This window comes from Bacteroidota bacterium (genome assembly GCA_018266755.1).
Taxonomy (GTDB): Bacteria; Bacteroidota; Ignavibacteria; order Palsa-1295; family Palsa-1295; genus JAFDZW01.
The window spans coordinates 93015-114548 of sequence record JAFDZW010000007.1; the positions used below are offsets into that span (position 1 = coordinate 93015).

At 56.0% G+C, this 21534-nt stretch carries 21 protein-coding genes; 2 read left to right on the forward strand and 19 right to left on the reverse strand.

Annotation, left to right across the window (positions count from 1 at the left end):
• Positions 1–11: 11 nt before the first annotated feature.
• The 12 genes from JSS75_13770 to JSS75_13825 form a co-directional block, all read right to left on the reverse strand.
• Positions 12–821 (reverse strand): hypothetical protein, encoded by an 810-nt coding sequence (locus tag JSS75_13770; GenBank protein ID MBS1904769.1) that lies wholly within the window; start codon positions 819–821, stop codon positions 12–14.
• Between the two features lie 153 nt (positions 822–974).
• Complete coding sequence (gene secG, locus JSS75_13775; GenBank protein MBS1904770.1) at positions 975–1331, reverse strand: preprotein translocase subunit SecG; 357 nt, start codon at positions 1329–1331, stop codon at positions 975–977.
• A gap of 63 nt (positions 1332–1394) precedes the next feature.
• Entirely contained in the window at positions 1395–3110 is a 1716-nt protein-coding gene (locus tag JSS75_13780) for a M3 family oligoendopeptidase (GenBank protein ID MBS1904771.1), read from the reverse strand.
• A gap of 215 nt (positions 3111–3325) precedes the next feature.
• Positions 3326–4180 carry an MBL fold metallo-hydrolase gene (locus tag JSS75_13785; protein MBS1904772.1) on the reverse strand — a complete coding sequence of 285 codons (855 nt, stop codon included), beginning with the start codon at positions 4178–4180 and terminating at the stop codon, positions 3326–3328.
• A gap of 66 nt (positions 4181–4246) precedes the next feature.
• Positions 4247–4798, reverse strand: coding sequence for an adenine phosphoribosyltransferase (locus tag JSS75_13790; protein ID MBS1904773.1), 552 nt, complete (start codon positions 4796–4798; stop codon positions 4247–4249).
• A 131-nt stretch (positions 4799–4929) separates the two neighbouring features.
• Positions 4930–5229 (reverse strand): T9SS type A sorting domain-containing protein, encoded by a 300-nt coding sequence (locus JSS75_13795; protein MBS1904774.1) that lies wholly within the window; start codon positions 5227–5229, stop codon positions 4930–4932.
• Between the two features lie 864 nt (positions 5230–6093).
• Positions 6094–6582, reverse strand: a complete 489-nt coding sequence (locus JSS75_13800) for a DNA starvation/stationary phase protection protein (protein MBS1904775.1) — start codon at positions 6580–6582, stop codon at positions 6094–6096.
• Positions 6583–6669: 87 nt separating this feature from the next.
• Positions 6670–7668 carry a hypothetical protein gene (locus JSS75_13805; GenBank protein MBS1904776.1) on the reverse strand — a complete coding sequence of 333 codons (999 nt, stop codon included), beginning with the start codon at positions 7666–7668 and terminating at the stop codon, positions 6670–6672.
• Positions 7669–7682: 14 nt separating this feature from the next.
• Entirely contained in the window at positions 7683–8225 is a 543-nt protein-coding gene (locus tag JSS75_13810; protein MBS1904777.1) for a DUF1572 family protein, read from the reverse strand.
• Entirely contained in the window at positions 8212–8535 is a 324-nt protein-coding gene (locus JSS75_13815; protein MBS1904778.1) for an antibiotic biosynthesis monooxygenase, read from the reverse strand. The genes JSS75_13810 and JSS75_13815 overlap by 14 nt, the downstream gene beginning before the upstream one ends.
• Entirely contained in the window at positions 8514–9680 is a 1167-nt protein-coding gene (locus tag JSS75_13820; protein MBS1904779.1) for a GrpB family protein, read from the reverse strand. Before JSS75_13820 ends, JSS75_13815 begins: the two co-directional genes overlap by 22 nt.
• Positions 9658–10233: a GNAT family N-acetyltransferase gene (locus tag JSS75_13825; protein ID MBS1904780.1), complete on the reverse strand. Its 576-nt coding sequence runs from the start codon at positions 10231–10233 to the stop codon at positions 9658–9660. The genes JSS75_13820 and JSS75_13825 overlap by 23 nt, the downstream gene beginning before the upstream one ends.
• 79 nt (positions 10234–10312) lie before the next feature.
• Between JSS75_13825 and JSS75_13830 the strand changes: the two genes are divergently transcribed.
• Together JSS75_13830 and JSS75_13835 are read left to right on the forward strand one after the other, a co-directional pair.
• Entirely contained in the window at positions 10313–12163 is a 1851-nt protein-coding gene (locus tag JSS75_13830) for an OmpA family protein (protein MBS1904781.1), read from the forward strand.
• A 1-nt stretch (position 12164) separates the two neighbouring features.
• Complete coding sequence (locus tag JSS75_13835) at positions 12165–12959, forward strand: alpha/beta fold hydrolase (protein MBS1904782.1); 795 nt, start codon at positions 12165–12167, stop codon at positions 12957–12959.
• Positions 12960–13100: 141 nt separating this feature from the next.
• Here the strand turns inward: JSS75_13835 and priA are convergent, their stop codons facing one another.
• From priA to JSS75_13870, 7 genes are all read right to left on the reverse strand, one after another.
• The gene (priA, locus tag JSS75_13840; GenBank protein MBS1904783.1) at positions 13101–15617 is read right to left on the reverse strand and encodes a primosomal protein N'; all 2517 of its coding nucleotides are present in this window, start codon (positions 15615–15617) and stop codon (positions 13101–13103) included.
• Between the two features lie 31 nt (positions 15618–15648).
• The gene (locus tag JSS75_13845) at positions 15649–15852 is read right to left on the reverse strand and encodes a hypothetical protein (GenBank protein ID MBS1904784.1); all 204 of its coding nucleotides are present in this window, start codon (positions 15850–15852) and stop codon (positions 15649–15651) included.
• A gap of 76 nt (positions 15853–15928) precedes the next feature.
• Positions 15929–17161, reverse strand: a complete 1233-nt coding sequence (locus JSS75_13850) for a T9SS type A sorting domain-containing protein (protein ID MBS1904785.1) — start codon at positions 17159–17161, stop codon at positions 15929–15931.
• Positions 17162–17266: 105 nt separating this feature from the next.
• Positions 17267–17668: an acyl-CoA thioesterase gene (locus JSS75_13855; protein ID MBS1904786.1), complete on the reverse strand. Its 402-nt coding sequence runs from the start codon at positions 17666–17668 to the stop codon at positions 17267–17269.
• Between the two features lie 111 nt (positions 17669–17779).
• Positions 17780–18739: an acetyl-CoA carboxylase carboxyltransferase subunit alpha gene (locus tag JSS75_13860; GenBank protein ID MBS1904787.1), complete on the reverse strand. Its 960-nt coding sequence runs from the start codon at positions 18737–18739 to the stop codon at positions 17780–17782.
• Between the two features lie 21 nt (positions 18740–18760).
• Positions 18761–19459: an SIMPL domain-containing protein gene (locus tag JSS75_13865; protein ID MBS1904788.1), complete on the reverse strand. Its 699-nt coding sequence runs from the start codon at positions 19457–19459 to the stop codon at positions 18761–18763.
• 38 nt (positions 19460–19497) lie between these two features.
• Complete coding sequence (locus JSS75_13870) at positions 19498–21522, reverse strand: glycosyltransferase (GenBank protein ID MBS1904789.1); 2025 nt, start codon at positions 21520–21522, stop codon at positions 19498–19500.
• Positions 21523–21534 lie beyond the last annotated feature (12 nt).

Consider the following 21534-nt stretch of genomic DNA (forward strand, 5'->3'; position numbering starts at 1 on the left):
GCGCATCGGCGTTACTGCACATTCACCTTCAACGGTGCGCTCTTGGCAGCTTCGGCATTGTTGTAGCGCGTCGTGAGTGTGAGCGTCGCTTCGCCTGTTGTGAGGTCGGGCGGACAAATGAAATCAAGCGTCACCCCGTCTTTTGCAATGCCGCACGATTCGACAAAGATATCCCAGTGCTTATCGCCCTGATCGACGGCGAGGAAGTCGCCGGTCGGGATCTGTGCCCAATCGATCGCCATGCGTTTGTTGAGCTCCTTGTATTGATCGGCCGGCGCTAACTTGCTGTACCCAATATTCATATCGAGCGCTTTGATCGGCACCTTCGTATCGAGCTGTTGCGAGGGGAGAATACCTTCGCCGACTACCGTGAACTTCTGCAACGGCTTCAGCGCCGCATCGGTAATCCGGCTCAGTTTGCAGGTCATTTTCGGAGCAATTGTAAACTTATACGGGATGCTCACGTCGTGATCGTTGAGAATATACAACGTCGCATCGCCTGCTTCAAGAGCGACGGGTGCCATGAACGTGGCAATGCATGAGTCGCCCATCGACTGATATGAGCCGAGCGACGTATAGATCTGCTTTCCCTTTTGTTCGATTCGAAGGATCGGCACATCCTGTTTGACCCAGCTATTGAGCTTTTCGGCATCGCATTTGGTGCGTGCGATAACTTGGTCGAAGTTCGGGTTCTCGAAGATGATCACCCCGAGTTGTCCGGCAGCGATCTCCTTCGGAAAGGAATATGCTTTGAGCCGCTTCGCTTCGGAAGCGGTAACAACCATCACGATACAAACCAACGAGTACAGAATAGTACGCATAGAATTTCTCCGGGCAGCGCGGTGAGAATGTGCGCTTGCTTCCGATATTCTAACAGCACAACTCGACAGACCGTTTTCATAAATGAAAAACGGCAGACCCGAGATGGGTCTGCCGTTTGACTAACGATCCGTTCTGACGGATTCGTGAGAAATCTACTTCGCCGGCGTCTGCGGAGCCGGTGCCTGGGTTGGGGCTTGCTGAGTCGGCATCGACTGGATCGGGGCCGCCGGAGCCTGTCCTTCGCGCAACGGGTTCGATGCCGCACCTTCGATGCCAGTCGGCAGGAAGAGGCGGTTGGCCGCGATGCAGAACACGATGAAAATCGCTGCAAGAGCGATCGTCGCCTTCACGAGGAAATCGGCAGCTCGGCGAACGCCGAACATTGTGCCGACGCCCCCCGGAGCGCCAAGTGCACCGGAAAGGCCGTCACCCTTCGGCGACTGCGCCAGAATAAGGGCCGACATCAAAAGGCCGATCACCAGGATCAAAAGTACGAATACTGTAAACATCGTTTTTCCTTAAAATTAGGGCAGTTGAAAACACGAATTGTGGAAAAGAATTCCGCCTGCGCCTTAGGCCGCCACGGCCACCGCCGATGGTTCGAGCACCTTCGATGCGTGGTCCATTAGGTCCTTCATCAACGATTCATCGAACGGCGAACGCATTCCGACCGACTTGAAAATATCGAGCACGCTCATCGTCCCGCCAATACGGCAGAGCTTGAGGTACGCTTCGATCGTCGAATCGTGGTCCTTCGCGTCCATGAGGGCAAGCTGCATGGCTCCGGTTTCAGCCACCGCATAGTCGATGTAATAAAAGGGCGAACCGAAGATGTGGCCCTGTGCATACCAACGCGCTGCTTTATATTGCTCGGCGCCGGTCCAATCCACGCCCGGCTTATAGATATCCCAGATCCGATTCCATGCCGTATCGCGCTCGTCTGCCGAGGCATTCGGGTTTTCATAGACCCAATGCTGGAATTCGTCGACGATCGCAATGTAACAGATGATCTCGACGCCGTCGCGCCAACGGTTACGACGGAATTTCTCGGTGAGTTGCTCGTCGAAGAACTCGTTCATGTGGCGCATCGAGAGGTACTCCATCCCCATCGAATGGACCTCGCATGCATCCGAGGTCGGCCACTGCAGATCGACCGATTCGATCGACTGCGATTCCCAGCCCTGGAATGCGTGACCCATTTCGTGGGTCAATGTTCCGACGTCCTGGCTATCGCCGACGGAATTGCAGAGGATCGCAACACGACCCTCGTCCGGGAACGACGTACAATACGCACCTGCGCGTTTGCCCTTACGATTCTCCAGATCAATGAGGCCTTCCTGCCGCATGCGGCGGAAGTGATTGCCAAGAATCGGCGAAAGTTTATCGAAAATGTTCTGGGCCTTTTCGATCTGCGACTCGACCGGCGCAATTCCGGTCGGAAGCGTGAACGCGGGGTCGTAACCGACATCCCAGGGCTTGAGCGCCGCAACACCAAGTCGCTTTGCACGTTCGGCGTATAACTTCGTCTGCAGCGGCACCACATACTTGCGAATGTTCTCGCGGAATTTCCGGGCTTCTTCGACGCCGTAATCCACGCGCCCCATACACTCGTAGCCAAGCGGAATAAAATTCTTGTGGCCGAGATTGCGGCCCATCTCGTCGCGCAAATGCACCATCTGATCGTAGATGGCAGCGATCTCGCTGCGATGATCGAGGAACCATGAACGAACGGCGACGAATGCCGCTTTGCGAGTCTCGCCATCTTCCGACGACTGTAGCGCACCCGCCTTCGGCAGTGTCAGCGTTTGGCCATTGACGACTACTTCGCCGCCGGCAACGATCTTATCGTATTTCGACTCGAGGTCGCCGACCTTCACACGCAAATCGATATTCACGTTCGCGATCGGCTCGCGCATGACTTCGAGCACACGGAGCAGATGCTCGCCGTAGCGTTCGGCAATCGCCTGTTTATACTTCGAGGCGAGCAGCGCGTACACGAGTTTCTCGTTCGCGGCATCGGCGACAGGTTGGACATGCTCGCGCTGGTATGTCTCGCGGGCTTCGAGTTCTGCATCACTCTTGTCCTTATTTGCGGCATGGGAGATACGGCTTGTCTCGCTATTGACGAGTGAATGCAGTGCATTCCACTCTGCGTAGAGTTCGAGCCATCCGTCCGATGTGGCAGCGGCTTCGGCAGCCGCTATCTTCTCGACGATCTTTTGGTATTCCTGTTTGACAAATTCTTCCGTCAGCGTCCCAGGGCGGGTGGGATAGTGCTTATAAGTCATAGCTCCGATATACGTGAATTTGAGTCCGTAAAATAGTTGTAAGGTAACGATGGAATAATATGGCTGGTTCGTAGCAGGGGGCGCGTTCTGGCAGCCAATGTGGCGAGAGCCTTCGACCGACCGACCACATCTTATTACAAGCAAAAACGTTAGCCTCTCAGGGCACACCCCATTCGCATTTTTGCTCGTTTCTTACCCCGCACGGACCGGGGCCATTACATTCGATCGATGAGTTGTTGTAGCTGCACGTTGATCTCCTCGGGTCCCATGATTACTCGTTCGCCGTGACCGGGGAGAACAGCACGAATATCGTATCTGAGGAGCTTCTGCATCGATCGCCGTTGTTCGCTCCAGGAATACCAGCAGACACTCCGGCCGGCATTGAGCGAGCCGCGGCGACGGCTCCACCACAGGTGATCGCCACTAAAGAGAATGCCATTGTATAGAAGTACACAATGCCCGCGCGTATGCCCCGGCGTCGGGATCACAAGGAAGTCATTGCCGAACGCAACCGGCTCCTCGCCGTCGAGCACGAGTTCAGCCTCTGGCTGTGCACGAAGCTCAGCACGATGGATGATGCGTTTCGCACCAAAGTGCGATGCGTAGCGATCGGCATCGGCGACATCGTCCTGATGCGAAAGAAACACATAGGCGATACCTCCCCACTCGTCGAATCGCTTCACTAAATGCTGCTGATACTTCGGCGAGTCCACAAGCCAGTTGCCGTCGGGATGGCGAATGAAGTAACTCGAAGCGCCGAACGAATCGGGTGATGCGAATCCGTTATAATACACATTCGGCTCGATCTCCAATGGAAGCGTCGCAAAGGCAGACGCAAGGTCAATCTTCTCTGTCGTGCCGATTGACCCTACCGGACAAGCGACGAGCGCACGCGATGCGGCAAGAATATCGTCGGAAGTAACGGGCTGATGCAATACTGCTGACGAACCCGGTGCATCCCCGAAGACCATTGGTGCAAGCTCGCGGCAGGTGTCGCAATCAATACACGTATCGTCGACGAAGAAGAGTCCGTCGATACTCTGGGCTACTTTGCGGCGGAGGTTTGCCATCGCGCATGAATTGTGATCGTCTGTCGCGGTTGGTCACGCCAACCACCGATCACGAAACACCAAACATTAGTATTCTATCAATCGCAGGACTTCTCGCCCGTCCAATGTGTTGCGGCCTTCGAGAAAAGCAAGCTCGATGAGGAATGCGAGCGAGCTGACCTTTCCCCCGAGCTGTTCGACGAGTTGGCACACAGCGCCTGCCGTGCCGCCCGTCGCAAGGACGTCATCAATCACGAGAATGCTATCGCCTTCTTTGATCGAGTCGTGATGCATCTCGATCGTGTTTGCGCCGTATTCGAGTTCATAGGTAACGGAGATCGTCTTGCCAGGGAGTTTGCCACGCTTACGGGCCATCACGAAGCCTGCACCGAGGCGGTCGGCAAGGGGCGCACCGAATAGGAATCCGCGGGATTCGATCCCGACGATCTTATCGAACGAGCGGTCGCCGAGGAGCGCAACGAACGAGTCGATCGCCAATCGGAATGCCAGCGGATCTTCGACAAGCGGGGTAATATCCTTGAACAGAATGCCCGGGCTCGGAAAGTCCGGCACGTCGCGAATGTAGGATTCGAGTAGTGATCTCACAAGCGCAAAGTTACGAAAATCCCGAGCAGCCATAACAGCCCGTCCACCCGTAGGGGCGAGGCATGCCTCGCCCGCTGTTTCGCCCGCCACCAAACAAAACGGTGCAGCTATTCCGAAGCCGCACCGCTTGCGATAGAGGGCACACTGCCGTGTGCCCCTACGGGTTACTCTTGGTGTACGAGCTTCACTGTCTTGACCTCACCGAAACCGGTCGAGATGCGGGCGTAGAGTGTCCCGCTCGGTAAGCTGGCTCCATCAATATCGATCGTATGTGTCCCCGCATCAAGCGAGCGGCCCTTGCCGTCTCCCCAGACCATCCGGCCCAGTTCGTCGTAGATCGCGACGGTCACGTAGGTCATGCGGTTGAGCACGTACGTCAGCTCGGTCTCTTTGGTGAATGGGTTCGGGCTGCCGGTGAACGAAGAAAGGAAACCTGACGAGGAAGTAGCAGAAGGTGTTTTCACGCCTTTTGTTAGCAGGAACCCGAGACCGAGAGAGTCCAACGGTATCAGGTGGCTCGGATCTTGGCCGTGCTGCCATGCGTATAGACTATCCTTAGAGAATTCCGCGTCATCGCCTTGTGTATTACCACATCTCCCGCATTTGCGAATATAGTCCAAGACAGAAAGGTAGCACATGGTTGGGAAGTATCCTCTGTAGTGCAGGTAACTCCCTGCGATGGAAGAAAGGCATGCACAAAAGTAGCGATCTTGGTTCGGGCTCAAGTTGATAACTGATATCAACCAAGCACGATAGCTATTGAAGACATTGGTGTCAGTAGAAAGATGTGCTATGTCTACATCCATTGTGCCAAATGCCATGAATGCAGTTGAGTCACCAGCCGCGCAATGTTCGATGTACTTTCTGAGTGAGTCGTATTGCATCTGTGCTTCCTGGCGACTCGCTGGGTTGCCCACCTTCCATCTTGACAACAATTGGCATTCATCAGAGCCGTTTGGGTTCAACCATTGGTGCACGCTACGACGAACAATGTTCGTAGCTGTGGACCCATCGCTGCGTGAATCGGACCCTTTCCACTCGGGAAGACTATCACAGCGCGAAGCACTATCCATCACCACAGGGACGTGCATTGGCATCGCGGCCAACGAGATCGACAGAAGGGAGCACGACAAACTGATTGTGTTCAGAAGTTGCACCGTCAGCGTCCGGAGGGTAGCCATCTAATGTAACAATACGATGAATGTTTCAAACAGATGAACCCCTACCGATTGGAATAGTTGCGAGCTCAGACCAAACACCATCTCGCAGATACGTTGGCGGCCCCTGCCGAAGCCGCCCCGCTCGTTACTCGAACCTAAAACCCGTAACTACTGCAGATAGGCCCGCAGCATCCAGGCCATTTTTTCGTGTTGTTCCATGAGACCGGTCATGAAGTCGGCGGTGCCGGCATCGTGATATTTGTGCTGAGCGGTCTCAAGGTCGGCGCGCAGACAACGCGCAAGCGTCTCGTGGTCGGCGAGCAGATTCGCTATCATCGCCGTCGCCTCGGGGTTCTTTCCCGGCGCTTCTTTGAGGCGAGTGTTGACGACGAACTCTTTCAGCGTCCCGGTGGCTACCGTGCCCAGTGCACGCGAACGCTCCGCGACTTCATCCATGATGTCATCAAGCGCTTCATATTGCGACTCGAAAAACTTATGGAGTTCGCTGAAGTGCGTACCGGTCACATTCCAATGGAATTTGCGGGTCTTCGTGTACAGCACGAACTCGTCGGCAAGCAAGGTGTCGAGCAAGGCGCAAACCCCTGCGCGCTCTTTGGCGTTGAGGCCGATCTCGATGGTCTTTGCAAGGTCTTTCATAGCATGCGTATTGTTTGTGAATCAATACGAAAGTACGAGTATTTCACGCAGGTTGTTTCCGCAGAATAGGCCCATTGGGGGTGCGGCTCAGAGGTCGAAGCGAAAACCGAACACCATCGTCTGATCAAGCTGACGACGTACGGAAACATTGCGATCATAGAGCACATGCAAGGTATAGTCGATGCTGAGGAATTTATACTGCAGTCCGGCCAGCGTCATCGAACCGATGCGCGAGTTCTTGACATCTTTCGTAAAGTCGTCTTTCGTGAGCATGACGGTGCGGTTACTCGCGCGAAACGTAAGATTCTCGCCGATACGGTTCGAGAACGAGAGTTCGAGAATTGCGCTGTAGCCTTTCTCGACGGTAAACTGGTCCTGCACGTGCCGCAGCGGATTGTTCTCGTCAATGACAAACTGACGGTTCTGTTCGAGCACGAACTTGTTCGTCACGGTTTGCTGATACGCATAACCCGCACCAAGCACAAATTCGAACTCGGTATTTCCGTCGGTAGAAACCGTATGGGTCTTATGACCAAGGAACAGCGTCTCATAGAGAAAGAGCGGGTCGGCAAAGCTTGTCTTGACGCTATCGATCATCCCAGGCCCCATCTGCGTTTCTCCCGTGACTTCAAAGAACAGCCGCAGACCGAGATTACTCGAAAGCGTCATCGACGGCACGACGGAGAGTTGCAGGTTATCCTGCACTTTCTGCGGCGGCGTATCGCGCGTTACAACCGCACCGTATTGTGCGAAGAGGCTGCTATTGAATTGATACGGCTCTCCTTCATACGACAGCTTTGCTTGCAGTTGTGCAAGCCATTGCAAGTTCTCACTTTCGTCGGCATCTTTGCTCGAGCTTTGGAAGGTAAAGCCGATGCTTGGTGTCGCATGAAATGTCACCGGATGATCGGGCTCGTGTGCCGCTTCTTCCACCGGTGTCGCAACGGCAATCGTCGAATCCACAGCGTGAGTCGTCGCAGAGTCCGGTACGGCTCGTGCAGTAACGCTATCCTGCTGCGCGGACGCGCTTCCCGCGCATGCGAGTAGTAGCAGGATTAATTGTGCTGTGTGTTTCAGTCGTGGCACAATGATAAAGACGCTCAGAGTTTCGGCGCTGTGACAACGAACTCGTTGCTCTTGCCCCGGGCGATCGAAAGTGTGTTCCAATCTGCCTTTCTAATCTGCTTTGCAATATACACGATTTGTCCGACATGATACCCATAGTGCGAAACCTGCCGCTGCATCGCCTTGATGACCGTATGAGGTTCACGGCGGATGGTGACGATCTTCATCAGATCGTCCTCGCTCAGCGAATCGAGCGTCGCAAAGAACACGCCATATCCGCGCTCGAGATATTGCCGCAGCGACGCGCCGGTGTCGGCTTCGATCACAAACTCGGAGTCGCGATTGCGGTTCGGTTTCTCGCCGTCGGTCGATAGAAAATCAGTCCAGCGCGAGATCATGTTGCCCGCAAGGTGCTTCATTATGATCGCGATGGAGTTGCTTTCTTCATCCGGTTGCCAAAACAGCTCCGCGTCAGATACCTGCGCGAGCGTCTTGTCGAGCATCGTCTTCTGCGAATGAAAGATGCCGCGAAGTTCGGCCAGCAGTTCGGTTGCGATCGTGCGTTCAGTGCCAGTCATACGTTTCCTTTATTTCTACAATGCGAATACCATATTCAGCGTACCATTCGAGTCTGCCACGTTCTTGTGCTTCACGGTGCAGCGCTTCGTCCTTCCAACGCTTGATGTCGTCGATGCTCTTCCAGTAACAGACCGTGATGCCATTGCCATTTGGTTCGCGAACCGATTCGAGCCCGAGAAATCCCGGCTGCTCGTTAACCATCGCTTCGATCTCGTCCGACATCGACTCATATCCCCCGTCGCCCGCTTTGCGTACCGAGGGGAAGATGGTTGCGAAGCACGGCAGTGTCAGTCCTTTGAGTACGAACATCGGATCCTCCTTGTGTTCAGGTCTTCTTCCCAAAACTCTTCGCTCGAACGGAGCGTGCACTGCGTTTCGAACCGCTTCATCTCCTCGTCGGTGATCGGCCACGGTGGGCCGTTCTCGAGGCCCTCGCCTCGCCAGCCGCGAGCAACAACCAGCAGCTCACCCTTCGGCGCAAGGAATCGGCACACCGCATCGATCGCCTCATCACGCACGTCGCGCGGCAGCGCTTGCACGGTGTAGCATTCGAAAATGAAGTCGAACTTCCCGGCTTGTTCGTTCGAGAACGAGAACAGGTCTGCAACTTGGTAGTTAACGCTCGTCTTCGGGAAGCGCTCTTTCGCCCATGCGATCGCAGACGGAGCGATGTCAAATGCGGTCACCGCAAAGCCCCGTGCAGCAAGCGCTTCGGCGTCGTCGCCCAGTCCGCAGCCGATCACAAGTGCTGTGCGGCCAGTGCCGACAATCTTGTGTTCGTCGAGCCACGAAACGAGATACGGATTGGGTTTGCTGTCGGCCCACGGAATGGATGCGGCCGTGCGGCCGGCCGTCTTATACACTTCTTCGAACCACCCAGTACGGTCTCCGGTGGCGAGGTGTTGCTGCGCTATCGGGTGCGTACGTTCGCGCGCTTTGTTTTTTCTTTCGAGTTCGTTTTCCACGGCGACGATGAAATTAGTTTTCGCATCGGTGTACGCAACACGGTCGTTGCGGTAACGCTCGGCGAGTTCTTTTTTCAGATCGGCATATTGCGCGGCGAGCTCGCGGTCGCTGCGCAGCCTGTCACGAAAATACACATGCCGTTCCCAAAATGGAGAGCCTGCCTCGACCAAATGTATGTGGTGCGTATGGATGCCATCCGCCCTGAGCTTCTTGAAATATCGCCGCTCGGGCATCTCGGCTTCGTACTCGGGGATATATTGATAGCCGAGCGAAACGATCGGGGCAATCATGGTGGCAGCATCATCGAGCGAGTGTACGCCGATCATGATATCAACGATCGGCTTCGCCGCGAGACCTTCGACGGCCGTGCTGCCGATATGGATGATCGTCGGCGCGTCACCAAGTACGGTGCGAAGCGCGGCGGCTTCCGCTTCGAAGCGAAGCGGCCACGCGGGATCGTAGGCTTCAACGACGACGGGCGGCTTCATGGTCGGAGCGGATGATTGAGTACATGGACATATCTCGCGGAGCACCTTTGAGAAGTTTGAACTGCCGCAGCGTGCCTTCGTAGGTCATTCCCGCTTTCTGCATCACACGCCCGCTCGGCACGTGCTCCGCGACGTGCATCGCCGCGATGCGGTTGATGTCGGACTGCCCGAACACTGCAGCGATCACCCCTTCGAGCGCTTCCGCCGTATAGCCCTTCCCCCAATGATCGGGATGAATGATATAACCTGCCTCGACCGAGCCGACGTCGAGTTCGACGTTATGAATCCCTATCGTCCCGATCATCCGGTGACCCTCGAGCAGTTCGATCGCCCACACTAATCCGAAGCCCGTCCCGGCCTGCGAGGTCGCCACTCGGATGAATTCGGCCGAATCTTCGACGCTGCGATGCGTGTGAAAGAGCACATACTTCGTCGCCTCCTCGAGCGACGCATACGCGAACATCGCCTCGGCATCCGCCTCGCGCAGCGGGCGAAGCAAGAGGCGGGATGTAACAATTTCGGGTTGTTCGTCGAAGAATTGTATTCCGGACATAGTCTTGAACGTACCGAGGGCTCACATACGGGCCCAGATGGCGGACGATTATGCCCGCTCCACTGTTACTGAATGCTCTATGATCTCACGACGCCGAATCGCTGCCGCCGTGCTGGCTATCTTGTGCTCGATCGCCTGTTTGGGCCAGTCGGCGCACGCCCAACACAGCAAGAAGCGGCTGAAGAAACAACCAACGGCCGAGGCCAAGGATTCAAGCCGCGCGGCGATCACGTCATTGATGACGAAGGACTCGCTCGTCGTCACCGAGGTCAAACTTCCGCTCGCCGATTCTGCCGACGACCGGCCGATGTTCAGCCTTGACGGCAGCATTATGGTCTTCGGCTCGCGCCGGCCGCCAATGCCAGGGGAGACCTGGCGACAACGCCAGCAAGCCCCATACTTTTGGGATGGCGATATCTACTACCGCGTCTATACCGATACCGGCTGGTCGATCCCGATCAATGCCGGCCCGCAGATCAACAACTCCGGCGACCAGAATAACCCGACCATCAGCCCGGGTGGCGATGAGATCGTGTACGTCAACAACGGAACGATCATGCGGTCGAAGTTTATCGGTGGCTCCCTGCAACAGCCGGAGGTAATTCCGGGAGACATCCAGAATATCTACGGTCAGCTACAGATTGCCCATTTCAATTATGCAAACTCGCTTCGCGCGAAAGTACTGGCCGAACTGAATGCCGATTCGGAACATGCCGACCTATTTCGTCGTGCGCCCGATACAAAAGAGGTGTATTTCAAAGAGAAGCTCATTAATGCACTTAAAGACGATGGTGGGGTGAAGTTCTTTCAGGGCACCACCCGCTTCGAGAGTGCATTCTCGCCGGACGGGCACTATGTGATCTTCAGCGAGAACTTCGGCAAAAAGGGTGAGTATGGCTTCGATGGCGAAGGCGATGACGATCTATGGGCGCTTACGATCAGCCCCAACGGCCGTTGGGATACTGTCCGAAGCATCAATGGCAAGATAAATTCTCGGCTCTCCGAAAGCTACCCGTTCATGGCTGCAGATGGGCTCACGCTGTACTTCACCAGTAACAGGCCGTGTGCAACATGCCCGCAGAACACTCAAGGGTATGACGACATCTATATGTCGAAGCTTACCGATACCGGTTTCACGAAGCCGGTTGCGCTTCCCTATCCGATCAACGACCCGAGTGCGGGTGATTATGGGCTGACGATCACGGCCGACGGCTCGACGGCGTACTTCGTCTCGAACCGCAGCGGCAAATCGAAGTTCTATCAAGTCCGGCTTCGTTCGCAGGATTCGACATTCATGCCGACGCCGGTGGTGCTCGTCAGTGGCACGCTGCGCGATCAGCAAACGCATGCGCCGCTGAAGGGACAAGTCTTCGTCGACGAGCTCACAGAGGGCAAAGCATCGTTTAGTGTGTATACGAACGATAGCGGCGTATATATTCTCGCGGTTCGTCGCGGTCACCGGTTCGGTCTGCAAGCTGTCGCAGACAAGCATCTGCCGAAATCGGAGCGCTTCACCTATCCGAAAAGCGGCGCCTTCAACCGTAGCAAGCTCGATTTCGATCTCGCACCGATCGAGGTCGGGGCCAGCACCGAATTCAAGAACGTGTACTTCGAGACTGCCAAATCGGACCTACTGCCCGAAAGCAAACCGGAGCTCGATCGCGTGGCGGAATTTCTACACCGAAGCCGTACAGCGTCAATCGAGATCGACGGACATACCGATGACGTCGGCAACGAAGCCTATAACGAGAAGCTCAGTCTCGACCGTGCAACGAGTGTTATGAATTATCTCATCTCGAAAGGTATCGCGAAAGAACGCCTCGAAGCAAAAGGCTTCGGCAAGAGAAAACCGCTCAAGCACGGAACGGACGAAGCGTCGCGCGCAATGAACCGACGCGTCGAGATGGTTGTCACGTCGTATTCAAAATAAGATGGAGCGCATCGACGTTCGAGGGATACACATCGCTGCAGATATTGCTCGTGCAAGCGGCGAGCTCATCGTATTCATCCATGGTGTTGGTGCGGACCGCACGTCGTGGAAGTACCAACTGCCGTATTTCCATCAGTTGGGGTATAGCGTCGCCGCAATCGACCTTCGCGGCTCCGGCGATTCGGACGCTCGCGACGCTTACGGTACACTCCTGAAGATCGACCGTACCGAATACGCACTGGACGTCGACGCATTCATTCACACACTCGGATACGAACGGGCCCACTGGGTGGGTAACTCGCTCGGAGGCGTAGTGATCCAGGAGGCAGAACGTCTCGGTCTTACGTCGCTCGATCGCATTGTGCTTTGCGACACCTTTGCGTATTATCCCGATCACGCAACGACTCTGCCGCGCGCGGCGGCAGCACTGGCCATTAAGCCGATGCAGCAATTTGCCACCGAGCGAATTCCGCTTGTGCTGCGCTCAGACATCGATCGCGAGACGCTCGACGAGGCAATCTATGCGATGGCGCGTAAAGATCCGGAAGCTTACCTTGCTTCGTGGCAAACGACGTGGAGCCCCGATTTTCGCTCGATCATCTCCGGTATTCGTCATCGGACGTTAGTTGTTTGTGGGACGGACGATGCTATCACGCCGATGGCGCTCTCCGAGGAATTGGCCGGCGTTATCATCGGCGCACGGCTGGAGAAGATCGCAGGAGCGGGTCATATCTCGAATCTTGACCGGCCGAACGAATTCAATGCGATCCTTGAAAAATTTCTGAAGGAAAAATAATCGAAATCGCCGATCGTGAAACTATTCGGTTTGTCAGCGCGTAGTTCTTATTAGAATTTGAACGAAACGTTCGAAGCACAACGAAGCCAGCTTAATGCCCGCAATAGAGTACCGTACCGGCTCCATTGCGGGCGTTATGCGTCATAGCACTCCCTGAACGTCCACATCGACCGTGACGCTGACCGATCGTGTCGCGAATCGCTCTTGATAGAGCTCCAATGCCCCGGCCAGCATCCGACGAATCTTCTCGCCGCCCGGATCGAACGCGCGGATATCCTTGATGAGCAGATGCTGTCTGAATTCGCCACGCAGCCGTGCGATCGGCGGTGGGACGGGGCCGAGCAACTGGTAGTAATTCGATTGCGCAGGAACGAGCGAGGTGAACGCCCGCGCTTTCTCGGCAACGGTCTGCGCATTCTCGCCGCGAAACTCAACCAAGATCAAGCGCACATACGGCGGGTAGAGCGGTTCGTGCCGCTGAATGTGCTCATGCGCATAGAAGCCTTCGTAGTCGTGTTTGGCCGCAAAGAGGACCGCCGGATGTTCCGGTTGAAACGTCTGGACGATCACCTCGCCCGCGAGTTCTTCGCTGCGGCCCGCGCGGCCGGATACCTGTGTCAGGAGTTGGAACGTCCGTTCGGCCGATCGAAAGTCGGGCAGCGACAGACTGGTGTCGGCATTGATCACGCCCACGAGCGTGACGCGCGGGAAGTCGAGGCCTTTGGCGACCATCTGCGTACCGAGCAGCACATCGGCATCGCCATTACCGAACGATCGTAGTAACTGCTCGTATGCACCGCGTCGAGAGGTCGTATCAAGATCCATTCGGGCGATGCGTATCTCGGGGAAATGCGTTCGAAGTTCGTCCTCGACCCGCTCGGTACCGACGCCGCCAAGATACATCTTTTCCGAACCGCACGTCGGGCACACTTGCGAGCGCTTCTGCAAGAAACCGCAATAATGGCATTGCATCCGGTTGCCGCTTTGATGCCAGGTCATCGTGACGGCACAGTTCGGGCACATCACCACCTCGCCGCAGCTCGAGCAACCAAGGAAGGTAGAGAATCCGCGACGGTTTTGCAAGAGCACGACACCCTGCTTTCGTGCAAGTCGAAGCGCGATCGCTTCTTTGAGCTCTGGCGAAATGCTCGATGCCTTCGCCTGCTCTGCCGCGCGGCGAAGCGGTTGCCGCATATCGACGATCCGCACCGGCGGAAGCTTCGCATCCTGTGCGCGCTTGGTCAGTTGCAGCAGGGTGTATTTCTTCTGTTCAGCGTTATAGAAACTCTCGAGCGACGGCGTCGCGCTGCCGAGCACTGCTACGCCGCCGAGCAGATGCGCACGCATGACTGCGGCGTCGCGGGCGTGATAGCGCGGCGATGAATCGTATTGCTTGTAGGTAACCTCGTGCTCTTCATCGACGATGATAAGCTTCAGATTCCTGATCGGTGCAAAAACGGCGCTACGCGCACCGATGGCGATCTTTGTATCCCCTCGCGCCAAGGCCTGCCATGAGGCAAGGCGTTCCGTGTTCGACATGCGCGAATGCAGAACGGAAATATTGGCGTGCAGACGACGCTTGAAGCGGTCGATGAGCTGTGGTGTGAGCGAGATCTCCGGCACCAGCACCAGCACGCCGCCGCCCGAAGCGATCACCTTGCGTGCAAGTGTGATATACACCTCCGTCTTGCCGGAGCCGGTGATGCCATGGATCAGAAACGTCTTGCTCTCGGCGGCATCAAGTGAAGTATTCACTGCATCGACGGCGATCTGTTGGTCGCTTGTGAGCGCAAGGTTCTCGATCGCATCTTCATGATTCGGCAACGGACCGCTTGGTCCGGTGGACCGCACTTCGCGCTGTTCGATGCGAACATAGTTCTTCTTGACGAGCGCTTGAATGACAGCAGGCGTTGCTTCGGCTTCGGCGCTCAAGAGCTTCACCGCCAGAGGTTCATCAGGCGAGAGCTGCCGCTGCTGCATGAGCTTCATCAGGACTCGCGCCTGCTTCGGGGCGTTCTCGAGCTCGAGCAATGCTCTTGTGAGCTTCGCCCCATCCTCTAATTCTTCGGTGAGCACAGCGACGCGTTCGGTCTTGGGCTTCGCTGCGGGTCGTTCGGCATCAACGATGCGGATGAAGCCGTCGCGCTCAAGCGCGGCAAGATGCGCGTAGAGTCCGCCGATCTTCGATCGCTTTGCCAGGTGCGAAGCGAACACACCGTTCGGATAAGTCGCGATGAGCCGCAGTACTTCTGCTCGACGCATCGATCGCTTTTCTAACTCCGCGGCTTCTCGGGCGATGTCGGTCGAGACGGGAATGACCTTGCTTTTGGTCTCGCTTCGGAGTCCCTGCGGCAGTGCAGCTTCGAGTACTTCGCCCCACGACGAGAGGTAGTAGCCGGCGATCCACTTCGTCCAGGCGAGGAAGTGTTCGTCGAAGACCGGTTGGGTATCGAGGATGTCTTCGATCGCACGGATGGAGCGAATATTCTTCGGCGCTTCGTCCGAACGTGCGACGATGACACCCGTCGTCAGCCGCTTGCCGAGCGGGACGACGACGCGCGTGCCGACCTGTGCCGACTCTGCGAGCTCCTCGGGGATGGAATAGGTCAGACCGTCGAATCCGCCGCTATGATACTTGAATGTCAGTGGCAGTGCCACTGTGGCATAGCGGGGCGTGGGCATGGGGCCTCTACTGCTTCGGTGCGTTCTCGGCGTTCATCGCTTGCTCTTGTTGCTTGGCAACGTGCTCCATGATGAGCTGCTTCATCTTCTCTTCGACCTGCTGATGGGCCGTGCCGTTGACGATCAGTTCGAGCTGTGGGCAGAAGGCAGCATACACGTTCTCGCCGCGACGGCGAACCAGGATTTCATACTCTTTTCCGTTGATCTCCATACTATCCTTTCCGAATAGCTATCAAACAGAGAAACGGGTGCGAGTGTTCGACGAAGCGAACACCAGTGAGTCCAAGCTATTCCTTCACCAATCGCACGACTGAGTCACCGATAGACACAGTGTAGATACCGGGTGCACACCGCGTGAGATCAAGCTCCGACGAGTTCACACCGGCGGGAAGACTCGCTCGTTCGACACAACGCCCAAGCGCATCAATGACCCTCAGCGAGCTCGCCGTTCGCGCCGGTATGTTCGATACCGTAACATGATCGGTCGCTGGGTTCGGATAGATGGTCATCGCGGTCTGGACCGATTCCTCGCGTGTGCCATCGGTAGCCTGCGGGTCATACACTTCAACGTCGTTCGTCGGGCCATGCGGCCGGTAGCCACCGAGGGCGTAGAGTTTGTTGTTTAGAGCCCCGGTCGAAAGCATAGTTCTGGCAGAGAATAGTCCTGGGTAGTACGGCCGGCTCCAGGTGTTCGTAGAGGGATCGAAGATCTCGACTTCGGCAGATGTATCTTTTTCACCGCCCCAATAGAGCGGAAACGCAGCGCTTCCGCCGCCAACAATATAGATCTTCGAGTTCAGGATTTCCGCTCCGTGAAACGCGCGAGCCGTGAATGCACCGTTCGTTGAAAGTATACTCCACGTATTCCTAGCGGGATCGAACTTACGCAGTTTGTCGCTGGGTGAGTGATCAGGATTCAGACCGCCTATCAAAAAGATCTTTCCGTTCATGACTGTTGCCGACATGCCGACGCCAGGATCGAACGGACCGCTTGGATGCACGATCGTGAAGGTGTTGGTCTGGGGATCGAACACTTCCATGGTGTCAATGATGTGATCGGTTTCTCCACCGATCAAATAGATCTTGTTGCCGACAACACTCGCGGTAAGCCCTACGCGCGCGGAAAATACTCCGGAAGTGACGGGACGATAGACCATCTGCACGGCCGGATCAATGACCCGAAGGGTGTCATAGATGCCGCGCGCCTGATTCCATCCTCCGAATACATAGATGTTACTACCGAGAACACATGCGGCAGCTTCCGTCGTGAACATCCCCTCCCCGGTCAACACGGGTGTATTCCAGGTATGAGTCTCCGGATCAAAATACTGCACCGGGATCTGTGGGTCCTCGCTGCCGCCGATCAGATAGATCCGGTTATCGATCACGGCTGACGCCGCAGAGTATCGTGGGACGAAGGCAGTGGACGTATCGGTCGTCCAAACACCCTGAGCATATCCTGCACAGGCACAACAGAACATCAGCACTAGCGCTGTCATGAGAGACCGTAGAGTGATCATGGCCATAGTTGGATCATTGGTACACCATATTCAGTCCACGAATATATGCACAGATCGGGATAAGTGAATCTGGCAATTCGATGAATTCGATTTCACGCTCTCAGGCTACTTGCCAACGGCATCGAGATATGACTTCGGAGGCCGGACCGGTCTGCCTGTCTGTTTGTCGGTGAAGACGAGCGTTGTGGAGCCTTCGGCGATCAGCGCATCATCCGAGGCACGCCGAATGGTGTAGGTGATAGGAAGACGTGGCGAGTTCTGGGGCTCGAGGCTGGCAGTAACGAGCAGATCGTCGTCGTAGGTCGCACCTTTGAAGTATTTCACACTTGCATCGGCGACGGGGAGCATATACCCCGATTCCTCCAGCGAGCGGTACGGCAACCCCATCATGCGCAAGAACTCGGTGCGTGCGACCTCGAAATACTCAAGGTACTTCGCGTAATACACGATACCCATCTGATCGGTATCGGCGTAACGAACGCGAATGGTGGTCGTATGTGAGAGCATAGGAATATCTTCGTGTCATTGTGGGGATGTCGCGCAGCGACAACGACGCAATCTAAGAACTCAAATGTCTGGCTACGCTCGCAATGATATGCCGGTTGAACATATCGTAAACTACCCTTCTTGCCAGAACCCCATCTTCGAGAACTTCTTGACTCGTCTGGCGAGTGACGCACCGCCGCCGAAGGATTCGTTCTTGCGAAGGTTTGTGATCTCTTCGACCAACACCGAACGCATCGTCGCATACATCGTATCCGGATCGCGATGAGCGCCGCCAAGCGGTTCGGGCACCACTCGGTCGATGACCCCGACCGAAAGCAGATCGGGTGCGGTAAGCTTCAGAGCTTCGGCAGCTTGTTCTTTATAACCCCAACTGCGCCAGAGGATCGACGAGCACGACTCGGGCGAAATTACTGAGTACCATGCATTCTCGAGCATCAGCACGCGGTCGCCAACGCCAATACCGAGTGCGCCGCCGGAGGCGCCTTCGCCGATGACGACGATCACGATCGGCACTTCGAGCTTCGACATCTCAAGGAGGTTTCGTGCGATAGCCTCCGCTTGGCCACGTTCTTCCGCTTCTAACCCCGGAAATGCACCCGGTGTATCGAGGAGGCACACGATCGGTTTCGAGAACTTCTCGGCAAGTTTGAATAAGCGCAATGCCTTGCGATATCCTTCCGGGTTCGGCATCCCGAAGTTACGATAGACGTTCTGCTTCGTATCGCGTCCTTTCTGATGACCCACGAAGAGTACCGAGCCAACGCCGTCGAGCGTTCCGAATCCGCCGACGATCGCCGGATCATCACGAACGCCCCGGTCGCCGTGCAGTTCGATGAAATCGGATGTCAGCGCATTGATATAGTCGAGTGTGTACGGCCGCTCCGGATGACGAGCGAGCTGTACACGTTGCCATCGTGAAAGATGTTCGAAGATCTCCTTCCGGAGTTCTTCTACCTTCAGCTCCATCGATACGATCTCTTCGGAGAGATCGACGTCGAGCGAGCGCATTTCGCTGATCTTCGATTCGAGCTCGACGATCGGCTTTTCAAAATCCAGTGTAACTGATGCCATAGATGCGGCCTTTGCAGGTGCTTACTGAACTGAAAACGTTACTTTGAGGGTAGCAGACTTTCTGACTTTCTGAGGATTCAGCCCCGAGACGATTACGCCCCGATGCTCCTCTTCCTCTTCGCGGCCCATGCCGCCGCCCGAAGCAGCACCCTCGGCAGCAGCGTCGCCGATCGAGAGGATCGCTCCCAGCTTGCCACCCATTTGCTCGGCCAAACGCTCGGCCTTCTCGCGGGCTTCGGCTAATGCCTTCTTGCCCGCTGATTCCTCCAACTCATCTTTATTCGAACTTCCGTAGCTTGCGATCGACACGTTGCTCGCACCGGCAAGCGTACCTGCATCGATGATCTTCGGCACATTTGCAAGGGTACGAACGCGGATCTGATAGGTCACCATCAGATGATATCCGGCCAAATGCGGCGTTGCCCCACCGCCGCCAGAGTAATCGTAGCTCGGGCTCAATGCCGTTCCCTGCTGTTCGATATCGGAAGATGCTACGCCTGCGTCGGCAATCGCTTTACGCAAGCGCATGCCAGCATCGTCGCAACGGGAGAATACTCCCTGCGCGGTTTGGTCCTGTGCAGAGACCATCATCGTTACAAGCGCATAATCCGGTTTCGCTTCGACGCTGCCGTCACCGATGACCGTGATCGTCCGTTGTGCAACGGCCGAAAGCGGCAGGAGTGCCGCTGCAAGAACCAGTAGTATCGTTCGTACTTTCATAGTGATATACGAGTATTTCGTGAAGTACAAAACACGTGTCAGACCGATTTGTTCGAGAACAATTTCCGCAGCAGAATCTCCAAATCCATCCCCACCGAGTGGTGCCGCGCATAATAGAGATTCATCTGCTCGATATCCTCGGTCCGCAGCAACCCCGAAACGGGTCCGCCGGCTACGTCACAGAGACTCACCACACCTGTCTTGGCAAGTGGCAGTTGCCCTGAGCCAACCGCTTTAATGCCAACAAGCGATCGTTTCCCACGCAAGACCTCGCCAAGTTCCGACGCCAGGTGTTTTGCGCCCTCGGTGCGCGCTACCGCGGCACTTGCGAGAACGAACGGATACGCAACCGTTGCTCCGATAATATCCATAAGACGCTTTGCGAAGCGGTGGCTCATCTTTTGAATATTATACTCGAGCGGCATCAGTGTTAATGCTTCCGGACTTTCCGGCGGACGGATGAGCTCGATCTTCGAACGCGATAACAGGACGTCACTTGCCTGTGGTACAACATTAAAACTTACCTCGAACGTAAGGTCTTCACCTGAGATTGAGTGCATCGCCGCGAGCATCTCGGAATAGGAGATGCCTTCTGCCGGGAAGATTACCTGCGAGATGCGTTCGTCACGCACGATGCGAGCGAGCATACCGAGATCGCCTTTGATCGGGATGCCCGTCATCACTTCGGTACCGATGCGCGAGAGATCGCGGTCAATGAACCCAAGCAGACGGTAACGTCGTGCAAAGCCCGACGAAAGCAGCAAGCCTGCGATCCGCTCGGATTCGACTCCCGTCCCGACGATCACGGTATTGCGCAAGGCCGGACGTGCCGAGCCTTCGCCGCCGAAACGGATGCGGTCGGCCCATCGCATCAGCGATCGGAACACGATCATGAGCACGCCGCCTGCGGCAGTCGTCAGTAACACGAGCGAACGGCTCGATGGGATCTCTTTGAAGAAGTACGTCAGTGACGACAGGACGATCAGCACCGCCGGCATTGCCAGCAGCACAGGCCTTGATCGGCGGCGCTCGCCCGTTGCATACGCTCCCACCATCGAGAGCACGATTGCAGTGACTACCGCCGGTACAATCACCGCCCACGGATAGTCGATGCGTGGCAAGCCGAAAATCGAACCGAGCAAGTATCGGGTGACAAGCAGCACCGAGATCATCGTCAGGGCAATATCCCCGCCGAGCATAAACAGCGCACCGCGATACTTCTTTGCGAACGCGATCAACGTGCGCGCACTGATACCCAAGCGCAGCAGTATCGTGAAGAGCACGTTCGAGCCGTAGTGCTTCCTGACGAAGATGTGCATTGCTTCGTAGAAGACCTTCACTTCGTTAATCACACTTCGGCGTGTCGATTCACCCTGGAAGTGAACGGTGGACGTCGAATGGACATAGTACACTTTGTGCCCGGTCTCTTTGACCCGATAGCAGAGATCGAGATCCTCGCCGTACATGAAGAATGCCTCGTCGAATCCCTGCGTAGCCTCGTATGCGTTGCGCGAAAGCACCATGAACGCGCCGCTGATGGCATCGACCTCGTAGGTATCGTCGATGCTTTTATAGGTGAGATTATATTGTGCGAACCACGGTGACTTCGGAAAAAACGTCGAGAACCCGAACAACTTTGTGAAGCTGGCCCATGGTGTCGGGAATCCGCGGCGGCAGGAGATCTGAAACGAACCGTCGGCATTGAGCAGCTTGCAGCCGGCAAGGCCGGCATCGGGATGGCTGCGCATGAAATCCACCATCGTGCGTAGCGTGTCTTCGCCGAGAATCGTATCGGGATTGAGGAGCAACAGGTAGTCACCGGTCGCCCCCTTCATGGCCAGATTGTTGGCCTTACCGAATCCGAGATTTTGATCGGACGCGAAGAGAGTAACGTCAGGATATGCCGAGCGGACCATTTCCGCGCTGCCGTCGCGCGATGCGTTATCGACGACAAAGATCTCACCGCTCAGTCCGCCTGCCACAAGCGAGCGCTTGACGCTATCGAGCGCCCCGCGCAAGAACTCGCGCACATTATAGCTGACGATGACGATCGAAATATCCATCGAGACGCATAA